This is a genomic window from Burkholderia sp. GbtcB21 (genome assembly GCF_019091065.1).
GTDB lineage: Bacteria > Pseudomonadota > Gammaproteobacteria > Burkholderiales > Burkholderiaceae > Burkholderia > Burkholderia pyrrocinia_C.
The window spans coordinates 459240-473832 of the sequence record NZ_JAGXKA010000003.1; the positions used below are offsets into that span (position 1 = coordinate 459240).

Consider the following 14593-nt stretch of genomic DNA (forward strand, 5'->3'; position numbering starts at 1 on the left):
CGGCCCGGGAAGGCGGGCGGCCAGCTCGCCTCCGTCTACACTATGCGTTTTTTTCTGGATCGGGGCGTGTCCATGGATGACGAAAACGATAGCGCGGTGCTCGAGGCGCATGTCGGTACGCGCAGCCCCTGCTGGCGGCTCGGCAGCGACAGCAATGCGCTCGAACTGGCCGCCGTCCGCGGCCTGACCAACGTCGCCGTCGCGCTGACGGTCGAGCAGGCCGCGCGCATTCGCGCGCTGACGGGCGTCACGTCGCACCTCGTGCTCGACATCGCCCTGTTCGGCGAGCCGGTCAGCCTCCATCTCGTCGGCAGGAAGGTCAACACGACCGACTGGGCCGGCACGGCCTCCGCGTATTCCGATGCCGTGTCCGTCGCGGAAGATCTGTCGCACGGGCTCGCGTTCGCCGAGCAGGTCGTGTCCGAAGTGAATTCGCTGGTCGTGATCCTCGACCGCAACGGGATGGTGCAGCGTTTCAACCACCTGTGCGAGGAAGTGACGGGCAAGCGCGAGGTCGACGTGATCGGCCGCAGCGCGTTCGAACTGTTCATGAGCCCCGAGCAGGGCGCGCAGTCGCGCAGCAACATCACGGGCTTTTTCGCGAGCAACCGCTCGTTCGCGGTCGAGCGCTACATCAACACGGTCAACGGGCCGCGCCTGTTCCAGTTCCGCAACAAGTTCGTGCAGAGCGGCAGCGGCGTCGAAGAGCAGTTCCTGATCTGCTCGGGCATCGACATCACCGAGGAACGCAACGCGCAGCAGCGGCTCACCGAACTCGCGAACACCGACGTGCTGACCGGGCTGCCGAACCGCCATGCAATCAGCGAGCGCATCCATGCGGCGATCGCCGCGGAGAGCGCCGCGTCGCGCGGCCAGGTCGGCATCCTGTTCCTCGATCTCGACAACTTCAAGCGCGTCAACGATCACTACGGCCACATCACCGGCGACCGCCTGCTGCAGGACGTGTCGAAGATCATCAGCGGCTGCCTGCCGTCCGGCGCGACGCTCGCGCGGCTCGGCGGCGACGAATTCCTCGTGCTGTTCGAGCACGGCACGCGGCCGCTGCTCGAAGCGACCGCGCAGATCATCCTCGAACGGATGCGCACGCCGATCCACCTCGGGCTGATGGAGGTCTATACGAGCTGCTCGATCGGCATCGCGATGCACCCGCAGCACGGCGATTCGCTCGAGACGCTGATCCGCAGCGCGGACACCGCGATGTACGTCGCGAAGGAAGAAGGCAAGCACACGTACCGCGTGTTCTCGCTGGAGATGAACCAGAAGGTCGCGAAGTACATGTGGCTCGACACGAACCTGCGCAAGGCGCTCGAGGAAGAGCAGTTCGTGCTGCACTACCAGCCGGTCGTCGATATCGCGACCGGCGACGTGCGCGGCGTCGAGGCGCTGATCCGCTGGCAGTCGCCCGATCGCGGGCTCGTCGCGCCGATCGAGTTCATCCGCTTCGCGGAGGAGTCGGGGCTGATCGCGCCGCTCGGGCGCTGGGTGATGCGCACCGCGGCCGCGCAGGCCGCCGCGTGGAAGGCGAAGGGGCTCGGCATCCGGATCGCGGTGAACGTGTCCGCGCGGCAGTTGCAGGACACGAACATCGTGCATCAGTTCGCATCGATTCTCGACGGCGCGGGGCTCAAGCCCGGCCTGCTCGACATCGAACTGACCGAGAGCTGCTTCATCGAGGACGAGGATTCCGCCAACGGGCTGATGCGGCAGTTCCGCCAGATCGGCGCGGAGATCCATCTCGACGATTTCGGCACCGGCTATTCGTCGCTGTCGCAGTTGTCGCGCCTGCCGCTCGACGCGATCAAGCTCGACCGCACCTTCATCACGGGCATCGACCGCAATCCGCGCTCGCAGGCGCTGGTGCGCTCGGTCGTGTCGCTCGCGAGGGCGCTGAACTTCGCGGTGATCGCCGAAGGCGTCGAGACGCACGCGGAAGCCGATTTCCTCAAGCAGCTCGACGTCGATCACGCGCAGGGCTACTACTACGCACGGCCGATGCCGGCGCAGGCCTTCGAGGCGTGGCTCGCCGAGACGAGAAAGCTCAGGCTGATCGCCTGAGCTTCGTTCCGGGGAGCGGGGCGCCGCCGGCAACCGGCGGCGCCCCGCCGCATTACACCGTGCGCAGCTTCGACACGCGCCGGTTCTGCAGCATCACCAGGCGTTCCATGTACGCGAGGTCCTTCGGCTCGATCGTGAACGCCGCATGCACCCACGCTTCCGTGATGTCCATCAGCTCCGAGCGCGACAACTGGAACACGCGCTCGCGTGCGCGCAGCATCGCGCGCACGCCGTTCAGCTTCGGCTTCGTCACGTCGATGAAGGTGCGTGTCGCGAGATACGCGTCACCGGCGTCGAACGTCTCGTCGACCAGCCCGCGATCCTCGTACCACTCGGCCGCATGCGTTTCGCCGGTCGAGATCAGCGATTCCGCGATTCCGCGGTCCGCCTTGCGCGTAACGAGCGAATAGCCGCCCATGCCCGGGAACAGGTTGAACGCGATCTCGGGGAACCCGAGCTTCACGCCCTTCTGCGCGAGCACGTAGTGATGCGCGAGCGCCGCTTCGAAGCCGCCGCCGAGCGCGCTGCCCTCGACCATCGCGATCGAGATCGACCCGGTGCCGAAGCCCGTGTAGATCTCGTACACGCCGTCGATGCACGAGCGCGCATAGGCCATCAGCTGGTCGCGCCGGCCGCTGCGGATCGCGTCGACGAAGAAACTCAGGTCGCCGCCGACGTTGAACAGCTCGGGGACGAGCGAGCCCGTCACCCAGAAGTCGAACGGCAGGCCCGAGTCGCGTGCGACGCGCGCGAGATGGATGATTTCGGTGACGAGTTGCTGGTTGAAGCACGGCCGCGGCTCCGATCGCAGCATCATCCACATGACGTTGCGTCCTTCTTCGTAAAAGGCAGTCAGTTGCGTGAGTTCGCCGGCTTCATAAAACGGGCGGCACGCCGGATGGGATTGGAGTTGCATGGTATGTCCTCGTGAGTTGTGGTTTTCGAAGACCATCGCGCCCGGTGCCATGCGGGAATCGGGTTGCCCGCCTGGCGCCGGGCGCGAGGCATCGCCATTGTTGCGCGCGCACAAATGCCGAATTGCGGGGAACAACGCACGACCGGGACGCGGGCGCGGATGCAGCGCGTGGCGACGGGCGAGGAGAGGGGGAGCGGGTGCGGAAACCTGCGCGCCGGGCGTGGCCGATGCGGGCGGGAAGGTGGGTCGCGACGCGGCCGGAGCAAGGTCGCCGCGTCGCGCAATCGCGCGCAGGCGGCCGCTCCTGCGCACGGGCGCCGGCGTCGGTCGCTTACGCGTTGAAAGCGGCGCCGGGCCGGCGGGCGGCCCCTATGGAATATGCGGACTGGCGCCGCGAGCGCGCGTCGATTAGCTTTAGGGGATCGCGCCGCCGTGCCGGGCGTGCCGGGAGGGGACCATGACCGCATTCCGGAAGGTGTGGCAGTTGCTGGTCGGAAAACCGCTGGACCCGCTCGATCCGCGCACGCGCCATGCGATCGCCGTGACGCCGTTGCTGGCCTGGGTCGGGCTCGGCGCCGACGGGTTGTCGTCGTCGTGCTACGGCCCGGAAGAGGCGTTCCTCGCGCTGGCGCACCATACGCCGCTCGCGCTGTTTCTCGCGCTCGCGACCGCGGCCACGGTCTTCATCATCGCGCTCGGCTACAACCAGGTGATCGAGCTGTTCCCGACGGGCGGCGGCGGCTACCGCGTCGCGACCGCGCTGCTCGGCGCGAAGCCGGGGCTCGTGTCGGGCGCGGCGCTGCTGGTCGACTACGTGCTGACCGTCGCGACCTCGCTCGCGAGCGGCGTCGACGCGTTCTTCAGCCTGCTGCCGGTCAGCGCGCAGGCGTTCAAGCTCACGACCGAGATCGTGCTGATCCTGCTGATGACCGGGCTCAACTTCCGCGGGATGCGCGAATCGATCATGGTGCTGCTGCCGATCTTCATCGGCTTCGTCGTGCTGCGCTTCGGGCTGATCGTGTATGGCGTCGCCGTACACGGCAGCAACCTCGCGATGATCGTGCCCGACGCCGTGCACGAGGCGCACGGGATGTCGCAGTCGCTCGGCGTGTTCGTGATGCTCGCGTTGCTGATGCGCGCGTTCTCGCTCGGCGGCGGCACCTATACGGGCCTCGAGGCGGTGTCGAACAACGTGAACATGCTCGCCGATCCGCGCGTGCCGAACGGCAAGGTGACGATGTGGTACATGTCGACGTCGCTCGCGTTCACGGCCGGCGGCATCATCCTGCTGTACATGCTGTGGCACGCGCATCCCGTCGAAGGCGAGACGCTCAACGCGGTGGTGTTCGGCAGCGTGATCGACCATCTCGGGCTCGGCTCGGCGTTCGCGCGGCATGCGCTGCTCGCGGCCGTGCTCGCGTTCGAGGCCGGGCTGCTGATGGTCGGCGCGCAGACGGGGTTTCTCGACGGCCCGGCGGTGCTGTCGAACATGGCGTCGGATTCGTGGGTGCCGCGCCATTTCCGCGACCTGTCGACACGCCTCGTGCGGCAGAACGGCATCATCGTCGTCGGCCTGTCGAGCCTGCTGATCCTGCTGTGGACGCACGGTAGCGTCGACGTGCTCGTCGTGCTGTACAGCATCAACGTGTTCCTCACGTTCAGCATGTCGCTGCTCGGGCTGTGCACGTACTGGTGGCGCCATCGCAGCGAGCGCGGCTGGTTCAAGCACTTCTTCCTGTCGGCGCTCGGGCTGAGCGTGACGGCGACCGTGCTCGTCATCACGCTGGTCGAGAAGTTCACGGCAGGCGGCTGGCTCACGGTGCTCGTGACGAGCGCGGTGATCGCGCTGTGCTTCATGATCAACCGCCACTACGCGTACACACGCGCGCAGCTCGCGAAAGAGGACGCGCTGTTCTCGGGGAAGCCGCCCGAAGTCGACGAGGCTACCGCACCGGGCAAGCCCGATCCGCTGGCACCGACGGCCGTGCTGCTGGTCGGCAAGCATCGCGGCGCGAGCATGCACGCGCTGCTGTGGGTCAACCGGCTGTTTCCCGGGCACTTCCGCAACGTGATCTTCCTCGCGGTCGGCGAGGTCGATGCGAAGGCGTACGACGGGCACGAACATCTCGAACGGCTGCGTCACTCGATCACCGAAGCGCTCGACTACTATGTCGCGCACTGCCGCCGCAACGGCATCGCGGCCGACTACCGGATCGCGTTCGGCACGAATCCCGTCGTGGAATTCATGAACCTCGCGTCGTCGACGCTCGACGCGTATCCGAACGCCGTGTGCTTCGCGAGCAAGCTGATTTTCCGGCGCGTGAATTTCCTGACCGCGTGGCTGCACAACCAGACGCCCGTCGAACTGCAGGCGCGCCTGCATGTCGAGGGCAAGCAGATGGTGCTGCTGCCGATGAACGTCGGCTAGCGGTGGCGTTGCAACGGTACCGTGCCGGGCGCCGTCACGCCGACGCGTTACGACCTGAAGGGGCAATTGCGCGGGCAGCATGCGCAGGCCGGCGCGTACACGCTCGCGTGGACGCGGCGCGGCAAGCGCGTGGGCGACTGCCGGTAGCAGCCGTCACGGCTGATGGTGCCGGTGCGGGCGGTTGGGCCGCCGCAGCGGCGGATGATGGAATTTGGCCCTCAGCCGGTCGCGCCCCGGGCGCTTGACGAAGAACAGCACGACGAGCGCGACAAACGCCAGCAGCACGACGACTTCCACGATTCCGTTTTCCATGGTGCCTCCCGGTCGCGGGCGGACGATCCTTCGCCGGCGTCAGGCGTTCGAGCGTATGCCGGCGGCCGCACGCGACGATGCTTCCATGTTTCATTGTAGGCCGGCGTGCACCGGCTTGACGCTTGCGTATGCGTCGCCCACACTGGCCGACACGGGAGCCGCGCGGTTGACCCTGTCCGCTGCGCGGCCGCGCTTTCCGTGAACCGCGACGAGGTGCGATGTGGTGCGCTTTTCTGTCGGCCTGGCCGGCTGGATGCTGGCATGCGCTGCCGCGTTCGGCGCATCGAGCGCCGTCGGTGCGGCGCCGGGAACGGGCATGGGCCCGGCGGCGGACGGCGCGAACGGTGTCGCCGACGAAGCACCCGTCACGCTGGTCAGCGATGTCCACGAATTCGTGATCCGGCACGACGGTTCGCTCGACGAGCACGACGATTCGACGCTGCGTGCGAACAACGCGAACGGCATCGACGCGGTTGCGCAGCGCTACGTATGGTTCGACAAGAATCTCGAGCAGGTCGACCTGCTCGCGGCCGAGACGATCGACCGCGACGGCGTCGCGCATCCGGTCGGCGCGGACGGCATCCGCGACGTGCAGGAGCCGCGCTCGGCCGGCGCGCCGACGTTCCAGGACGGGCTGTTGCGCACTGTCGTGTTTCCCGGCGTCGAAGCCGGGTCGAGCACGCGCGTGGCGTTCCGCAAGACGCGCACGAAGCCCGTCAATCGCGGCTACTTCGGCTACACCGTCGAGCCGTCGCGCGAGCCCGTCGACAATCAGCGGCTGATCTTCGACGTGCCGGCCGACATGCCGCTGTATGCGGACGCGCGCGGCTACGTCGCGCTGCCGCCGGTCACGGCGAACGGCCGCACGCGCTACGAATTCGACTACCGGCACGGCCCGTACGACCGCATCGAGAACGGCGCGGTCGGCTACCCGACCTACGGCGACCGGCTCGTCGTGTCGACGCTGCCCGACTACGCGGCGTTCGCCGCGCGCTACCGCAACGCGGCCGTCGACCCGAGCGTGGACGATCCGGCCGTCGTGCAACTGGCGCGCGCGCTCACCGCGGGTGCTGCCGCGCCGCGCGACAAGGCGCGCATCCTGTACGACTGGGTGCAGGCGAACGTGCGCTACGTCGGGCTGTTTCTGGGCGAAACGGCCGCCGCGCCGCATCGCGCGACCGACATCCTGCGCAACCGCTACGGCGACTGCAAGGACCATGTCGCGCTGTTCGGCGCGCTGCTCGCGGCGGTCGGCATCCGCAGCGAACCGGTGCTGATCAATCTCGGTTCGGTGTACACGCTGCCGTCCGTGCCCGGTTACGGCGGCGGCGCGATCAATCATGCGATCACGTGGCTGCCCGATCTCGCGCTTTACGCCGATACGACGACGGCCGGCATCGCATTCGGCTACCTGCCGCCGATCGTGATGGATCGCCCCGCGCTGCTGGTCGATACGGGCGTGCTGTCGCGCACGCCGGCCACGCAGCCGCGCCGCCGCATCGCGCGGCTCGCGATCGATGCCGCGCAGCCCGGCGCCGCCCGGTTTCATGCGTACATCGAGGACGACGGCTGGACGGCCGAACTCGAACGCAACCTGTTTCGCCGCGCGACGCACGACCGCATCGAGCAGCTCGCGACCGAACGCCTGCGGCAAAGCGGCTTGCGCGGCCGCGCGCAACTGTCGACCAGCGACCGGCGCGTGACCGACGGGCCGTTCGACGTGACGGTGTCGGGCACGCTCGATCATTTCGTGTGGCCCGACGGCACGACTGCGTTGCCCGCGCTGTCGAGCCTCACGGGCGGCATCGCGACGCAGGTCGAGAACTGGCTGGCCGAGCCCGTGCGCACGCAGCCGTGGGGCTGCATCGGCGGCGCGTTCGACGAGACCGGCCAGATCGCGCTGCCGGCCGACGTCGTCGTGACCGACCTGCCGGCCGATGCGGCCGTGCACGACCGCTTCGTCGACTTCACGTCGCATTACGTGTTCGACGCGGCCGCGCGCGTGGTGCAGGTCACGCGGCGGATGAAGGCGGAGTTCGGCCGGCAGGTGTGCACGCCCGACGAATTCACGGCGCTGCGCGCGTCGCTCGAACGCATCGAGCGCGACACGCAGGCGCAGATCGTCGTGCGCGCGAAAGGGCGTTGAACGGGCAGGGGCAATGAGCGTGTCGCCGTCGTCGGCCGACGCGCAGGAGCGACATCATGACGGAACGGGACTACGAGATCGCCGATCTCTCGAAGGATTTGCTGGGCCGGATCGTGCAGGGCACCATCTCGAACGGTGCGGCCGTGGATGCGGAGCACTGCGCGGCGCTCGCCGTGCAGTGCGCGACGGCGCTGGTCGACAAGCTCGAAGCGCTCAGCGGCTGAACGCGGAAAGGCATCACGCGCGGCGGCGGTGGCGTGAGCGAAGCCGGCGACCGTGTGACGTCGGAGTGGCGCGTAGCGGCTTCCGGTCAGCGTCGCACGTCAAGCGTCAGGCATTACGCTTCGACGCGCACCCTCGCGCGCGGCGGTGGTGGCGTGAGCGACGCCGGTGAGTGTGCGACTTCGACGTGAAGCGGCGCGTAGCGGCTTCCGGTCAGCGTCGCACGTCAAGCGTCAGGCATTACGCTTCGACACGCACGTCGCCGTCCGCACGCACCGCGCCCGGCGGCTTTCCGACCACGCGCTTGAACGCGCGGCTGAACGCCGCCAGCGAACCGTAGCCGAGCCGGTACGCGACGGCTTCGATCGCCTCGTGGTCGCGCGCGATCCACTGCGCGGCGAGCCGCATCCGCAGCTCGGTCAGGTAGCGCACGGGCGTCATCCCGGTCGCCGCGAGAAAGCGTTCGGCGAACACCGAGCGCGACACGCCCGCTTCGGCGGCCAGCTCCGCGACGCTCCAGTTGCGGCCCGGGTCGCGATGCAGCGCGACGATCGCGCGGCCGAGCTTCGGCTCGCGCAGCGCCTGCACCCAGCCCGCCGCGTCGCCGCATCCGCACTCGACCCAGCCGCGCACGATGAATGCCGCGACCACGTCCGCGAGCCGCGCGAGGATGCCCGCGAAGCCCGCGCGCGCCGAGCAGGACTCGCGCTCCATCGCGTCGAGCATCGGGCGGATTTCCGGGTAGCGCGCGAGCAGCGTGCCGACGTGCATGAACTCGGGCATCGTGCCGACCAGCGGCTGCATGCCGCCGAGATCGAGCTCCATGCATGCGCTGAAGATCAGCGCATCGCCGGCGCCCGGCTCCGTCGTCGCGCAGGCCGCGGGCGACGTGCCGGCCGACGCCACCGATGCGACCGTATCGCAGATCTTCGCGACTTCGAAGCCGTTGATCTCGCGGCACGGCGCATCCGGATCGGACACCAGCGCATGCATGCGCCCGTGCGGCAGCAGGATCGCGTCGCCGGCCTCGAGCCGCATCGTTGCGCCGGACGCATCGCGCAGCAGCACGGGCCCGCGTCCGACGAAATGGAATTGCGCGCGGCCCGGCGCCTGGCCGAAATTCAGCCCGAACGGCCGCGCGACCTGGATGCGGCGGTACTGCACGCCGCTCAGGCGCATCCCCAGCAGCAGCTCGCTGACGAGGTCGTGCACGTCGGGGACGGGGGGAAGCAGCGGCTCGGACATGGCGAGATTCGGACGATCGATCAACAAGAACGGATTGTATGTCATAGACCGTCCTGCTGCCGGTCCTTACGATACGCCGTCATCAGTACTTTCCCTAGACGAAAACGGAACGCACATGAATCCCGGAATTTCCCCGGCCGCCTCGACGGCGGCCACCCGCGAACCGGCCTGGGGCGCGGTATTCGCGATGACGCTCGGCGTCTTCGGGCTCGTCACGGCCGAATTTCTTCCCGCCAGCCTGCTCACGCCGATGGCCGACAGCCTCGGCGTGACCGAAGGCGTGGCCGGGCAGGCCGTGACGGCCACCGCGACGGTCGCGCTCGTCACGAGCCTGCTGATCTCCGCGCTGACGCGCACGATCGACCGGCGGCGCGTGCTGCTCGCGTTCTCGGTGCTGCTCGTCGCATCGAATCTGGCGGTCGCGTTCGCGCCCAACCTGACGACGCTGCTGATCGGCCGCGTCGTGCTCGGCGTCGCGCTCGGCGGCTTCTGGACGATGGCGACGGCCACCGCGATGCGGCTCGTGCCGACGGCGATGGTGCCGCGCGCGCTGTCGATCATCTTCAGCGGCGTGGCGGTCGCGACGATCGCGTCCGCACCGATGGGCAGCTACTTCGGTCACCTGATCGGCTGGCGCAACGTGTTCCTGATCGCGGCCGGGCTCGGCGGCGTCGCGTTCGTGTCGCAGGTGATGACGCTGCCGTCGATGCCGCCGAGCGGCACGACGCGGCTGCGCACGCTGATCGACGTGCTGCGCCGGCCGACCGTCGGGCTCGGGATGTTCGCGACGATCCTCGTGTTCACCGGGCATTTCGCGTTCTTCACGTATCTGCGGCCGTTCCTCGAGCAGGTTGCGGGCGTCGGCGTGAACGGGCTGTCGGCGATCCTGCTCGGCTACGGCATTGCGAACTTCGTCGGCACGTCGCTCGCGGGCCGCGTGCTCGAACACCGGCTGCGGCCGATGCTGATCGGGATGCCCGCGCTGATGGTCGTGCTCGGCATCGCGCTCGTCGCGCTCGGCCGCGCGCCGATGCTCGACGCGGTGCTCGTCGCGTTGTGGGGGATGGCGTTCGGCGGTGTGCCCGTCGCGTGGTCGACGTGGGTCACGCGCACCGTGCCCGACGAGGCCGAGAGCGCGGGCGGGCTGATCGTCGCGGCGATCCAGCTCGCGATCGCGACCGGTGCAGCGGCTGGCGGCGTCGTGTTCGACGCGAACGGTGCGGCCGGCGTGTTCGTCGCCGCGGCGGCCGTGCTGGCCGTCGCGGTCGCGACGATCGTGACCGGCGTGCCGAAGCGGGTGGGCGTGGTGGTGTCCTGACCGGCCGGGCGGCCCGCGCTTCGCGGGCCCGCCGGCGGTCGCCTGTCCGTCATGCGGCTCCGGCGTCCGCAATGCGGTCGAGTTCCGCGAGCGCGTCGTCCGGCAGATCGAGATCGGCCGCCGCGAGATTCTCGCGCAGATGCGCGACCGACGAGGTGCCGGGAATCAGCAGAATGTTCGGCGCGCGGCGCAGCAGCCACGCCAGCGCGACCTGCATCGGCGTCGCGCCGACCCTGGCCGCCACGCCGGACAGCGTCGACGACTGCAGCGGCGAGAAGCCGCCGAGCGGAAAGTACGGCACGTATGCGATGCCGTCGCGGGCAAGCGCGTCGATCAGCGCATCGTCGCCGCGATGCGCGATGTTGTAGTGGTTCTGCACGCAGACGATGTCGCAGATCCGCCGGCCTTGCGCGACCTGCGCGGGCGTGACGTTGCTCAGGCCGATATGGCGGACGAGCCCGCGCCGCTGCAGTTCGGCGAGCGCGCTCAGCGGCGCCTCGATCGATCCTTCGGCCGGCCCGTGCGTGTCGAACATGATGCGCAGGTTGACGACGTCGAGCACATCGAGGCCGAGGTTGCGCAGGTTGTCGTGCACGGCCCGTTCGAGTTCGTCGGGTGCGAACGCGGGCAGCCACGCTGCGTCGTCGCCGCGTCGCGCGCCGATCTTGGTGACGATCGCGAGATTGTCCGGATACGGATGCAATGCATCGCGGATCAGCCGGTTGGTGACGTGCGGGCCGTAGAAGTCGCTGGTGTCGATATGGTCGACGCCGGACGCGACGGCCTCGCGCAACACGTTCAATGCCGCGTCGCGGTCCTTCGGCGGGCCGAATACGCCGGGCCCCGCGAGCTGCATCGCGCCGTAGCCGATCCGCTTGACGTTGCGATCGCCGAGCCTGAAGGCGGTGGTATGCCGAATGTCGGACATGACTGTGCTCCTGTGGATCTGTCGATGAATGCGCCCAGCATAGGCATTGGCCGCCTGCGCGATAAGCCGTCATAATCCGCACGGGTTGTACGAAAAGGCGAACAATGCAAACCGATCTGGGCGATCTGAATGCGTTCATGGCCGTGGCGCGCGCCGGCGGATTCCGCGACGCCGCACGCATGAAGGGCCTCAGCGCGTCGGGGCTGAGCGAGGCCGTGCGCCGGCTGGAGGCGCAGCTTGGCGTGCGGCTGCTGCATCGCACGACGCGCAGCGTCGTGCCCACCGAAGCGGGCGAGCGCCTGCTCGCGCGTCTCGGGCCCGCGTTGACCGAAGTGGCGGCGGCGCTCGACGGTATCGGCGAATTCCGCGACAGACCGGCCGGCACGCTGAAGCTCAACGTGCCGCTTAGCGCGGCCCGGCTCGTGTTGCCCGCGATCGTGCCGCGCTTTCTCGATGCGTACCCCGAAATACGGCTGGAGGTGATCGCCGACGAAAATTTCGTCGACGTGCTGGCGGCCGGCTGCGACGCGGGCATCCGCTACGACGAACGGCTCGAACAGGACATGATCGCGGTGCCGATCGGCCCGCGCATTCAGCGGTTCGCGACCGCGGCCGCCCCCGGCTATCTCGACAGTCACGGCCGGCCGCGGCATCCGCGCGAATTGCTCGACCATCGCTGCCTGCGCGGACGCTTCGCGAGCGGCGCGATGCCGCCGTGGGAGTTCGAGCGCGACGGCGAGGTCGTGCGGGTCGAGCCGGCCCCCGGGCCGCTGCTGGTGCAGATCGGCGGTGCGACGGACCTGCTGGTCGACGCGGCGATCGCCGGCACGGGTATCGTGCATCTCTTCGAGGAGTGGCTGCGCCCGCAATTCGACAGCGGCGCACTCGAACGCGTGCTCGAACCGTGGTGGCGGCCGTTTTCAGGGCCCTTCCTCTATTACCCCGGGCGCCGGCTCGTGCCGCCGGCGCTGCGCGCGTTCATCGATTTCATCAAGGCATCCTGAGCGTTGCGGGCGGACGTGATGTCTGCCGGGCGACGAGCGCCGCCGGAATGGCAGCGCGATACCGGAAGCGAAGGGACGGTCGGGCCGTGCTCCGATTACATTCGATGTAATCGTTCGGCGCCCGGCCGTCCCGTGAATCCGCTAGCTGCCTTGCTTGACCATCGCCGCAAGCGCCTTCATCGCCTGCAGATACGGATACGGCCCGTGGCTGATACGGGCCACGCCGTATTCCGCGAGTTCGGCCAGCGTCGGCGTTTCCGCGACGCGCATCACGTTCACGGGCAGCGGCGATGCGGCCGTCAGCTTGCGAATGAGCGCGGGCGACTGAAGGCCCGGTACGAAGAGACCGTCGGCGCCGGCCGCCGCATAAGCGCGTGCGCGGGCCAGCGTTTCGTCGAGCAGGCGTTCGTCGTGCGTGTCGGCCGGCGCCTTGAAGAACACGTCGGTGCGTGCATTGATGAAGTAGTCGGCGCCCGCGCGATCGGCCGCCTGCCGTGCCGCCGCGAGACGCGCTGCCGCTGCTTCGACGTCGCGCAATTCGCCTGTGGCCGGAAAACTGTCTTCGAGATTGCAGCCCACTGCGCCGGCCTCGATGCTGAGCGCGATCGTCTCGGCGACATCCTCGGGCCGCTCGCCGTAGCCGCTTTCGAGATCGACGGTGACGGGCAGGTCCGTCGCACGCGCGATCCGCTCGAGCACTTCCATCATGAGCGCGCGCGGCATTTGCTCACCATCGCCGAAACCATTGGCCGCGGCTACCGACCAGCTTCCGGTCGCCAGCGCGACGGCACCCGCGTCGGCCGCAGTGCGCGCGCTGCCGGCGTCCCACACGTTGAACAGCGCCAGCGGCTGGCCCGCGCGGTGAAGCGACCGGAAATACGCGCCTTTCTCATTGCTGCTCATGCTTGTCTCTCCTTGTGAAAACCGGATCGGTGGTCGTGCCGAACGATACTGCCACCGTATCGAGCGCCGCGAGGAAATCGCGCGCATCGAACAATTCGCCGAGGCTGCGCACGCCGCCTGAAACCGCGGCCTTGCCCGTCATCAGGCGTACGGCCGCCTCGACGATGATCGGTGCGCTGACCGCGTAGATGTCGCGTCCCGACGCCGTGACGCGATGCGTCGTGCCGTCCTGCACGACGATCGCGTCCATCGCGAACTGCTGCGCCGAGCGGCCCAGCGCATCGGTCGGCTCGGGCGGCGGCGTGGCGGCATCGCGCACGTCGCGCAGCGCGAGCGTCGCGAGCCACGACTCGATCGTATCGATGCGCAGATGACGCGACAGTGTCATCACTTCCGAAAACGGCAGCAGCGTCACGTCGACGCTGCCGATCGGCGGCGGGAACGGCCACACGCGTTCGCGTGCCGTCGACGGCACGGGCGTCGGTTTGCCATCCTTATGAATGAGCCGCACCGCGCGATTGCGTTCGCCCGTCACGCGCGTGCCGCGCGTCGGGTGCCAGTTGTCGAGGCCGGTCGCGATATCGACGCGATCGATCGGCTTGCGTTGGTCGACGACGGCCGTGACGAGCAGGTCGGCCAGGCCGCCGTAGAACGCCGCGGCGGGAACGACGGTCACGCCCGCGGCGCGCGCACGAGCATCGGCATGTTCGGCCAGCGCCAGCACCGACGGCTGTTCGGCCGTCAGGTCGAGATAGGGGATGCCGGCCCGCAGCGCGGCATCGGCCAGCGGCAGCGCGGTATCGAGGTACGGGCCCGCGCAGTTGATCACGGCGTCCGCGCCGCGCAACGCGGCATCGAGCGCGGCCGGATCGTCGATCGCCGCGACGCGCGAAGGCGCGACGTCGCGTGTGCCGCTTTCCGCGAGCCGCGCGGCATCGCGGCCGATGCGGATCGCGCCAACGCCGCGCCGGGCCAGTTCGGCGACGACAAACCGCCCGGTGTGACCCGTGGCGCCATAGACCGCAACCGTCTTTCGATCGTCCATGATCAACTCCGCTACAGAACGGTCTGTTTTATAGTACAGACCTGTAGCGT

13 protein-coding genes are annotated in these 14593 nt (G+C 68.9%); 7 read left to right on the plus strand and 6 right to left on the minus strand.

What is annotated here, in order from left to right:
• Positions 1-72: 72 nt before the first annotated feature.
• Entirely contained in the window at positions 73-2076 is a 2004-nt protein-coding gene (gene pdeR / locus KVT39_RS10105) for a cyclic di-GMP phosphodiesterase (RefSeq protein WP_034182037.1), read from the plus strand.
• Positions 2077-2128: 52 nt separating this feature from the next.
• On the opposite strand, the gene KVT39_RS10110 is transcribed toward pdeR, so the two are convergent.
• Positions 2129-2992, minus strand: a complete 864-nt coding sequence (locus KVT39_RS10110) for a crotonase/enoyl-CoA hydratase family protein (RefSeq protein ID WP_034182038.1) — start codon at positions 2990-2992, stop codon at positions 2129-2131.
• Positions 2993-3449: 457 nt separating this feature from the next.
• On the opposite strand from KVT39_RS10110, the gene KVT39_RS10115 reads away from it, so the two are divergent.
• Positions 3450-5420 carry an APC family permease gene (locus KVT39_RS10115; RefSeq protein ID WP_217588860.1) on the plus strand — a complete coding sequence of 657 codons (1971 nt, stop codon included), beginning with the start codon at positions 3450-3452 and terminating at the stop codon, positions 5418-5420.
• A gap of 21 nt (positions 5421-5441) precedes the next feature.
• The gene (locus KVT39_RS38425; protein WP_279608083.1) at positions 5442-5567 is read left to right on the plus strand and encodes a hypothetical protein; all 126 of its coding nucleotides are present in this window, start codon (positions 5442-5444) and stop codon (positions 5565-5567) included.
• A 6-nt stretch (positions 5568-5573) separates the two neighbouring features.
• Here the strand turns inward: KVT39_RS38425 and KVT39_RS10120 are convergent, their stop codons facing one another.
• Positions 5574-5732 (minus strand): hypothetical protein, encoded by a 159-nt coding sequence (locus KVT39_RS10120; protein WP_161785064.1) that lies wholly within the window; start codon positions 5730-5732, stop codon positions 5574-5576.
• A 253-nt stretch (positions 5733-5985) separates the two neighbouring features.
• Between KVT39_RS10120 and KVT39_RS10125 the strand changes: the two genes are divergently transcribed.
• Entirely contained in the window at positions 5986-7878 is a 1893-nt protein-coding gene (locus KVT39_RS10125) for a DUF3857 domain-containing transglutaminase family protein (protein ID WP_217588996.1), read from the plus strand.
• 56 nt (positions 7879-7934) lie between these two features.
• Positions 7935-8102 carry a hypothetical protein gene (locus KVT39_RS10130; protein ID WP_217588862.1) on the plus strand — a complete coding sequence of 56 codons (168 nt, stop codon included), beginning with the start codon at positions 7935-7937 and terminating at the stop codon, positions 8100-8102.
• A 238-nt stretch (positions 8103-8340) separates the two neighbouring features.
• Here KVT39_RS10130 and KVT39_RS10135 read toward each other — a convergent pair whose 3' ends face one another.
• Positions 8341-9390: an AraC family transcriptional regulator gene (locus tag KVT39_RS10135; RefSeq protein WP_034182041.1), complete on the minus strand. Its 1050-nt coding sequence runs from the start codon at positions 9388-9390 to the stop codon at positions 8341-8343.
• 70 nt (positions 9391-9460) lie between these two features.
• On the opposite strand from KVT39_RS10135, the gene KVT39_RS10140 reads away from it, so the two are divergent.
• Positions 9461-10663, plus strand: coding sequence for an MFS transporter (locus tag KVT39_RS10140; RefSeq protein ID WP_217588864.1), 1203 nt, complete (start codon positions 9461-9463; stop codon positions 10661-10663).
• A gap of 49 nt (positions 10664-10712) precedes the next feature.
• Here KVT39_RS10140 and KVT39_RS10145 read toward each other — a convergent pair whose 3' ends face one another.
• The gene (locus KVT39_RS10145) at positions 10713-11591 is read right to left on the minus strand and encodes an aldo/keto reductase family oxidoreductase (protein ID WP_131946330.1); all 879 of its coding nucleotides are present in this window, start codon (positions 11589-11591) and stop codon (positions 10713-10715) included.
• A 104-nt stretch (positions 11592-11695) separates the two neighbouring features.
• Here KVT39_RS10145 and KVT39_RS10150 point away from each other — a divergent pair, with 104 nt between their 5' ends.
• Positions 11696-12595, plus strand: coding sequence for a LysR family transcriptional regulator (locus tag KVT39_RS10150; RefSeq protein WP_217588866.1), 900 nt, complete (start codon positions 11696-11698; stop codon positions 12593-12595).
• Positions 12596-12736: 141 nt separating this feature from the next.
• On the opposite strand, the gene KVT39_RS10155 is transcribed toward KVT39_RS10150, so the two are convergent.
• Positions 12737-13498, minus strand: a complete 762-nt coding sequence (locus KVT39_RS10155) for an isocitrate lyase/phosphoenolpyruvate mutase family protein (RefSeq protein ID WP_034182045.1) — start codon at positions 13496-13498, stop codon at positions 12737-12739.
• A complete protein-coding gene (locus tag KVT39_RS10160; protein WP_217588869.1) occupies positions 13485-14543 on the minus strand; it encodes a trans-acting enoyl reductase family protein in 1059 nt (352 codons plus the stop codon). The genes KVT39_RS10155 and KVT39_RS10160 overlap by 14 nt, the downstream gene beginning before the upstream one ends.
• Positions 14544-14593 lie beyond the last annotated feature (50 nt).

What these genes read in the sequence shown, in the direction of transcription:
- pdeR (WP_034182037.1), top strand. Translation starts at nt 73, where the DNA reads ATGGATGACGAAAACGATAGCGCGGTGCTCGAGGCGCATGTCGGTACG.
- KVT39_RS10110 (WP_034182038.1), bottom strand. Translation starts at nt 2,992, where the DNA reads ATGCAACTCCAATCCCATCCGGCGTGCCGCCCGTTTTATGAAGCCGGC.
- KVT39_RS10115 (WP_217588860.1), top strand. Translation starts at nt 3,450, where the DNA reads ATGACCGCATTCCGGAAGGTGTGGCAGTTGCTGGTCGGAAAACCGCTG.
- KVT39_RS10120 (WP_161785064.1), bottom strand. Translation starts at nt 5,732, where the DNA reads ATGGAAAACGGAATCGTGGAAGTCGTCGTGCTGCTGGCGTTTGTCGCG.
- KVT39_RS10125 (WP_217588996.1), top strand. Translation starts at nt 5,986, where the DNA reads ATGCTGGCATGCGCTGCCGCGTTCGGCGCATCGAGCGCCGTCGGTGCG.
- KVT39_RS10130 (WP_217588862.1), top strand. Translation starts at nt 7,935, where the DNA reads ATGACGGAACGGGACTACGAGATCGCCGATCTCTCGAAGGATTTGCTG.
- KVT39_RS10135 (WP_034182041.1), bottom strand. Translation starts at nt 9,390, where the DNA reads ATGACATACAATCCGTTCTTGTTGATCGATCGTCCGAATCTCGCCATG.
- KVT39_RS10140 (WP_217588864.1), top strand. Translation starts at nt 9,461, where the DNA reads ATGAATCCCGGAATTTCCCCGGCCGCCTCGACGGCGGCCACCCGCGAA.
- KVT39_RS10145 (WP_131946330.1), bottom strand. Translation starts at nt 11,591, where the DNA reads ATGTCCGACATTCGGCATACCACCGCCTTCAGGCTCGGCGATCGCAAC.
- KVT39_RS10150 (WP_217588866.1), top strand. Translation starts at nt 11,696, where the DNA reads ATGCAAACCGATCTGGGCGATCTGAATGCGTTCATGGCCGTGGCGCGC.
- KVT39_RS10155 (WP_034182045.1), bottom strand. Translation starts at nt 13,498, where the DNA reads ATGAGCAGCAATGAGAAAGGCGCGTATTTCCGGTCGCTTCACCGCGCG.
- KVT39_RS10160 (WP_217588869.1), bottom strand. Translation starts at nt 14,543, where the DNA reads ATGGACGATCGAAAGACGGTTGCGGTCTATGGCGCCACGGGTCACACC.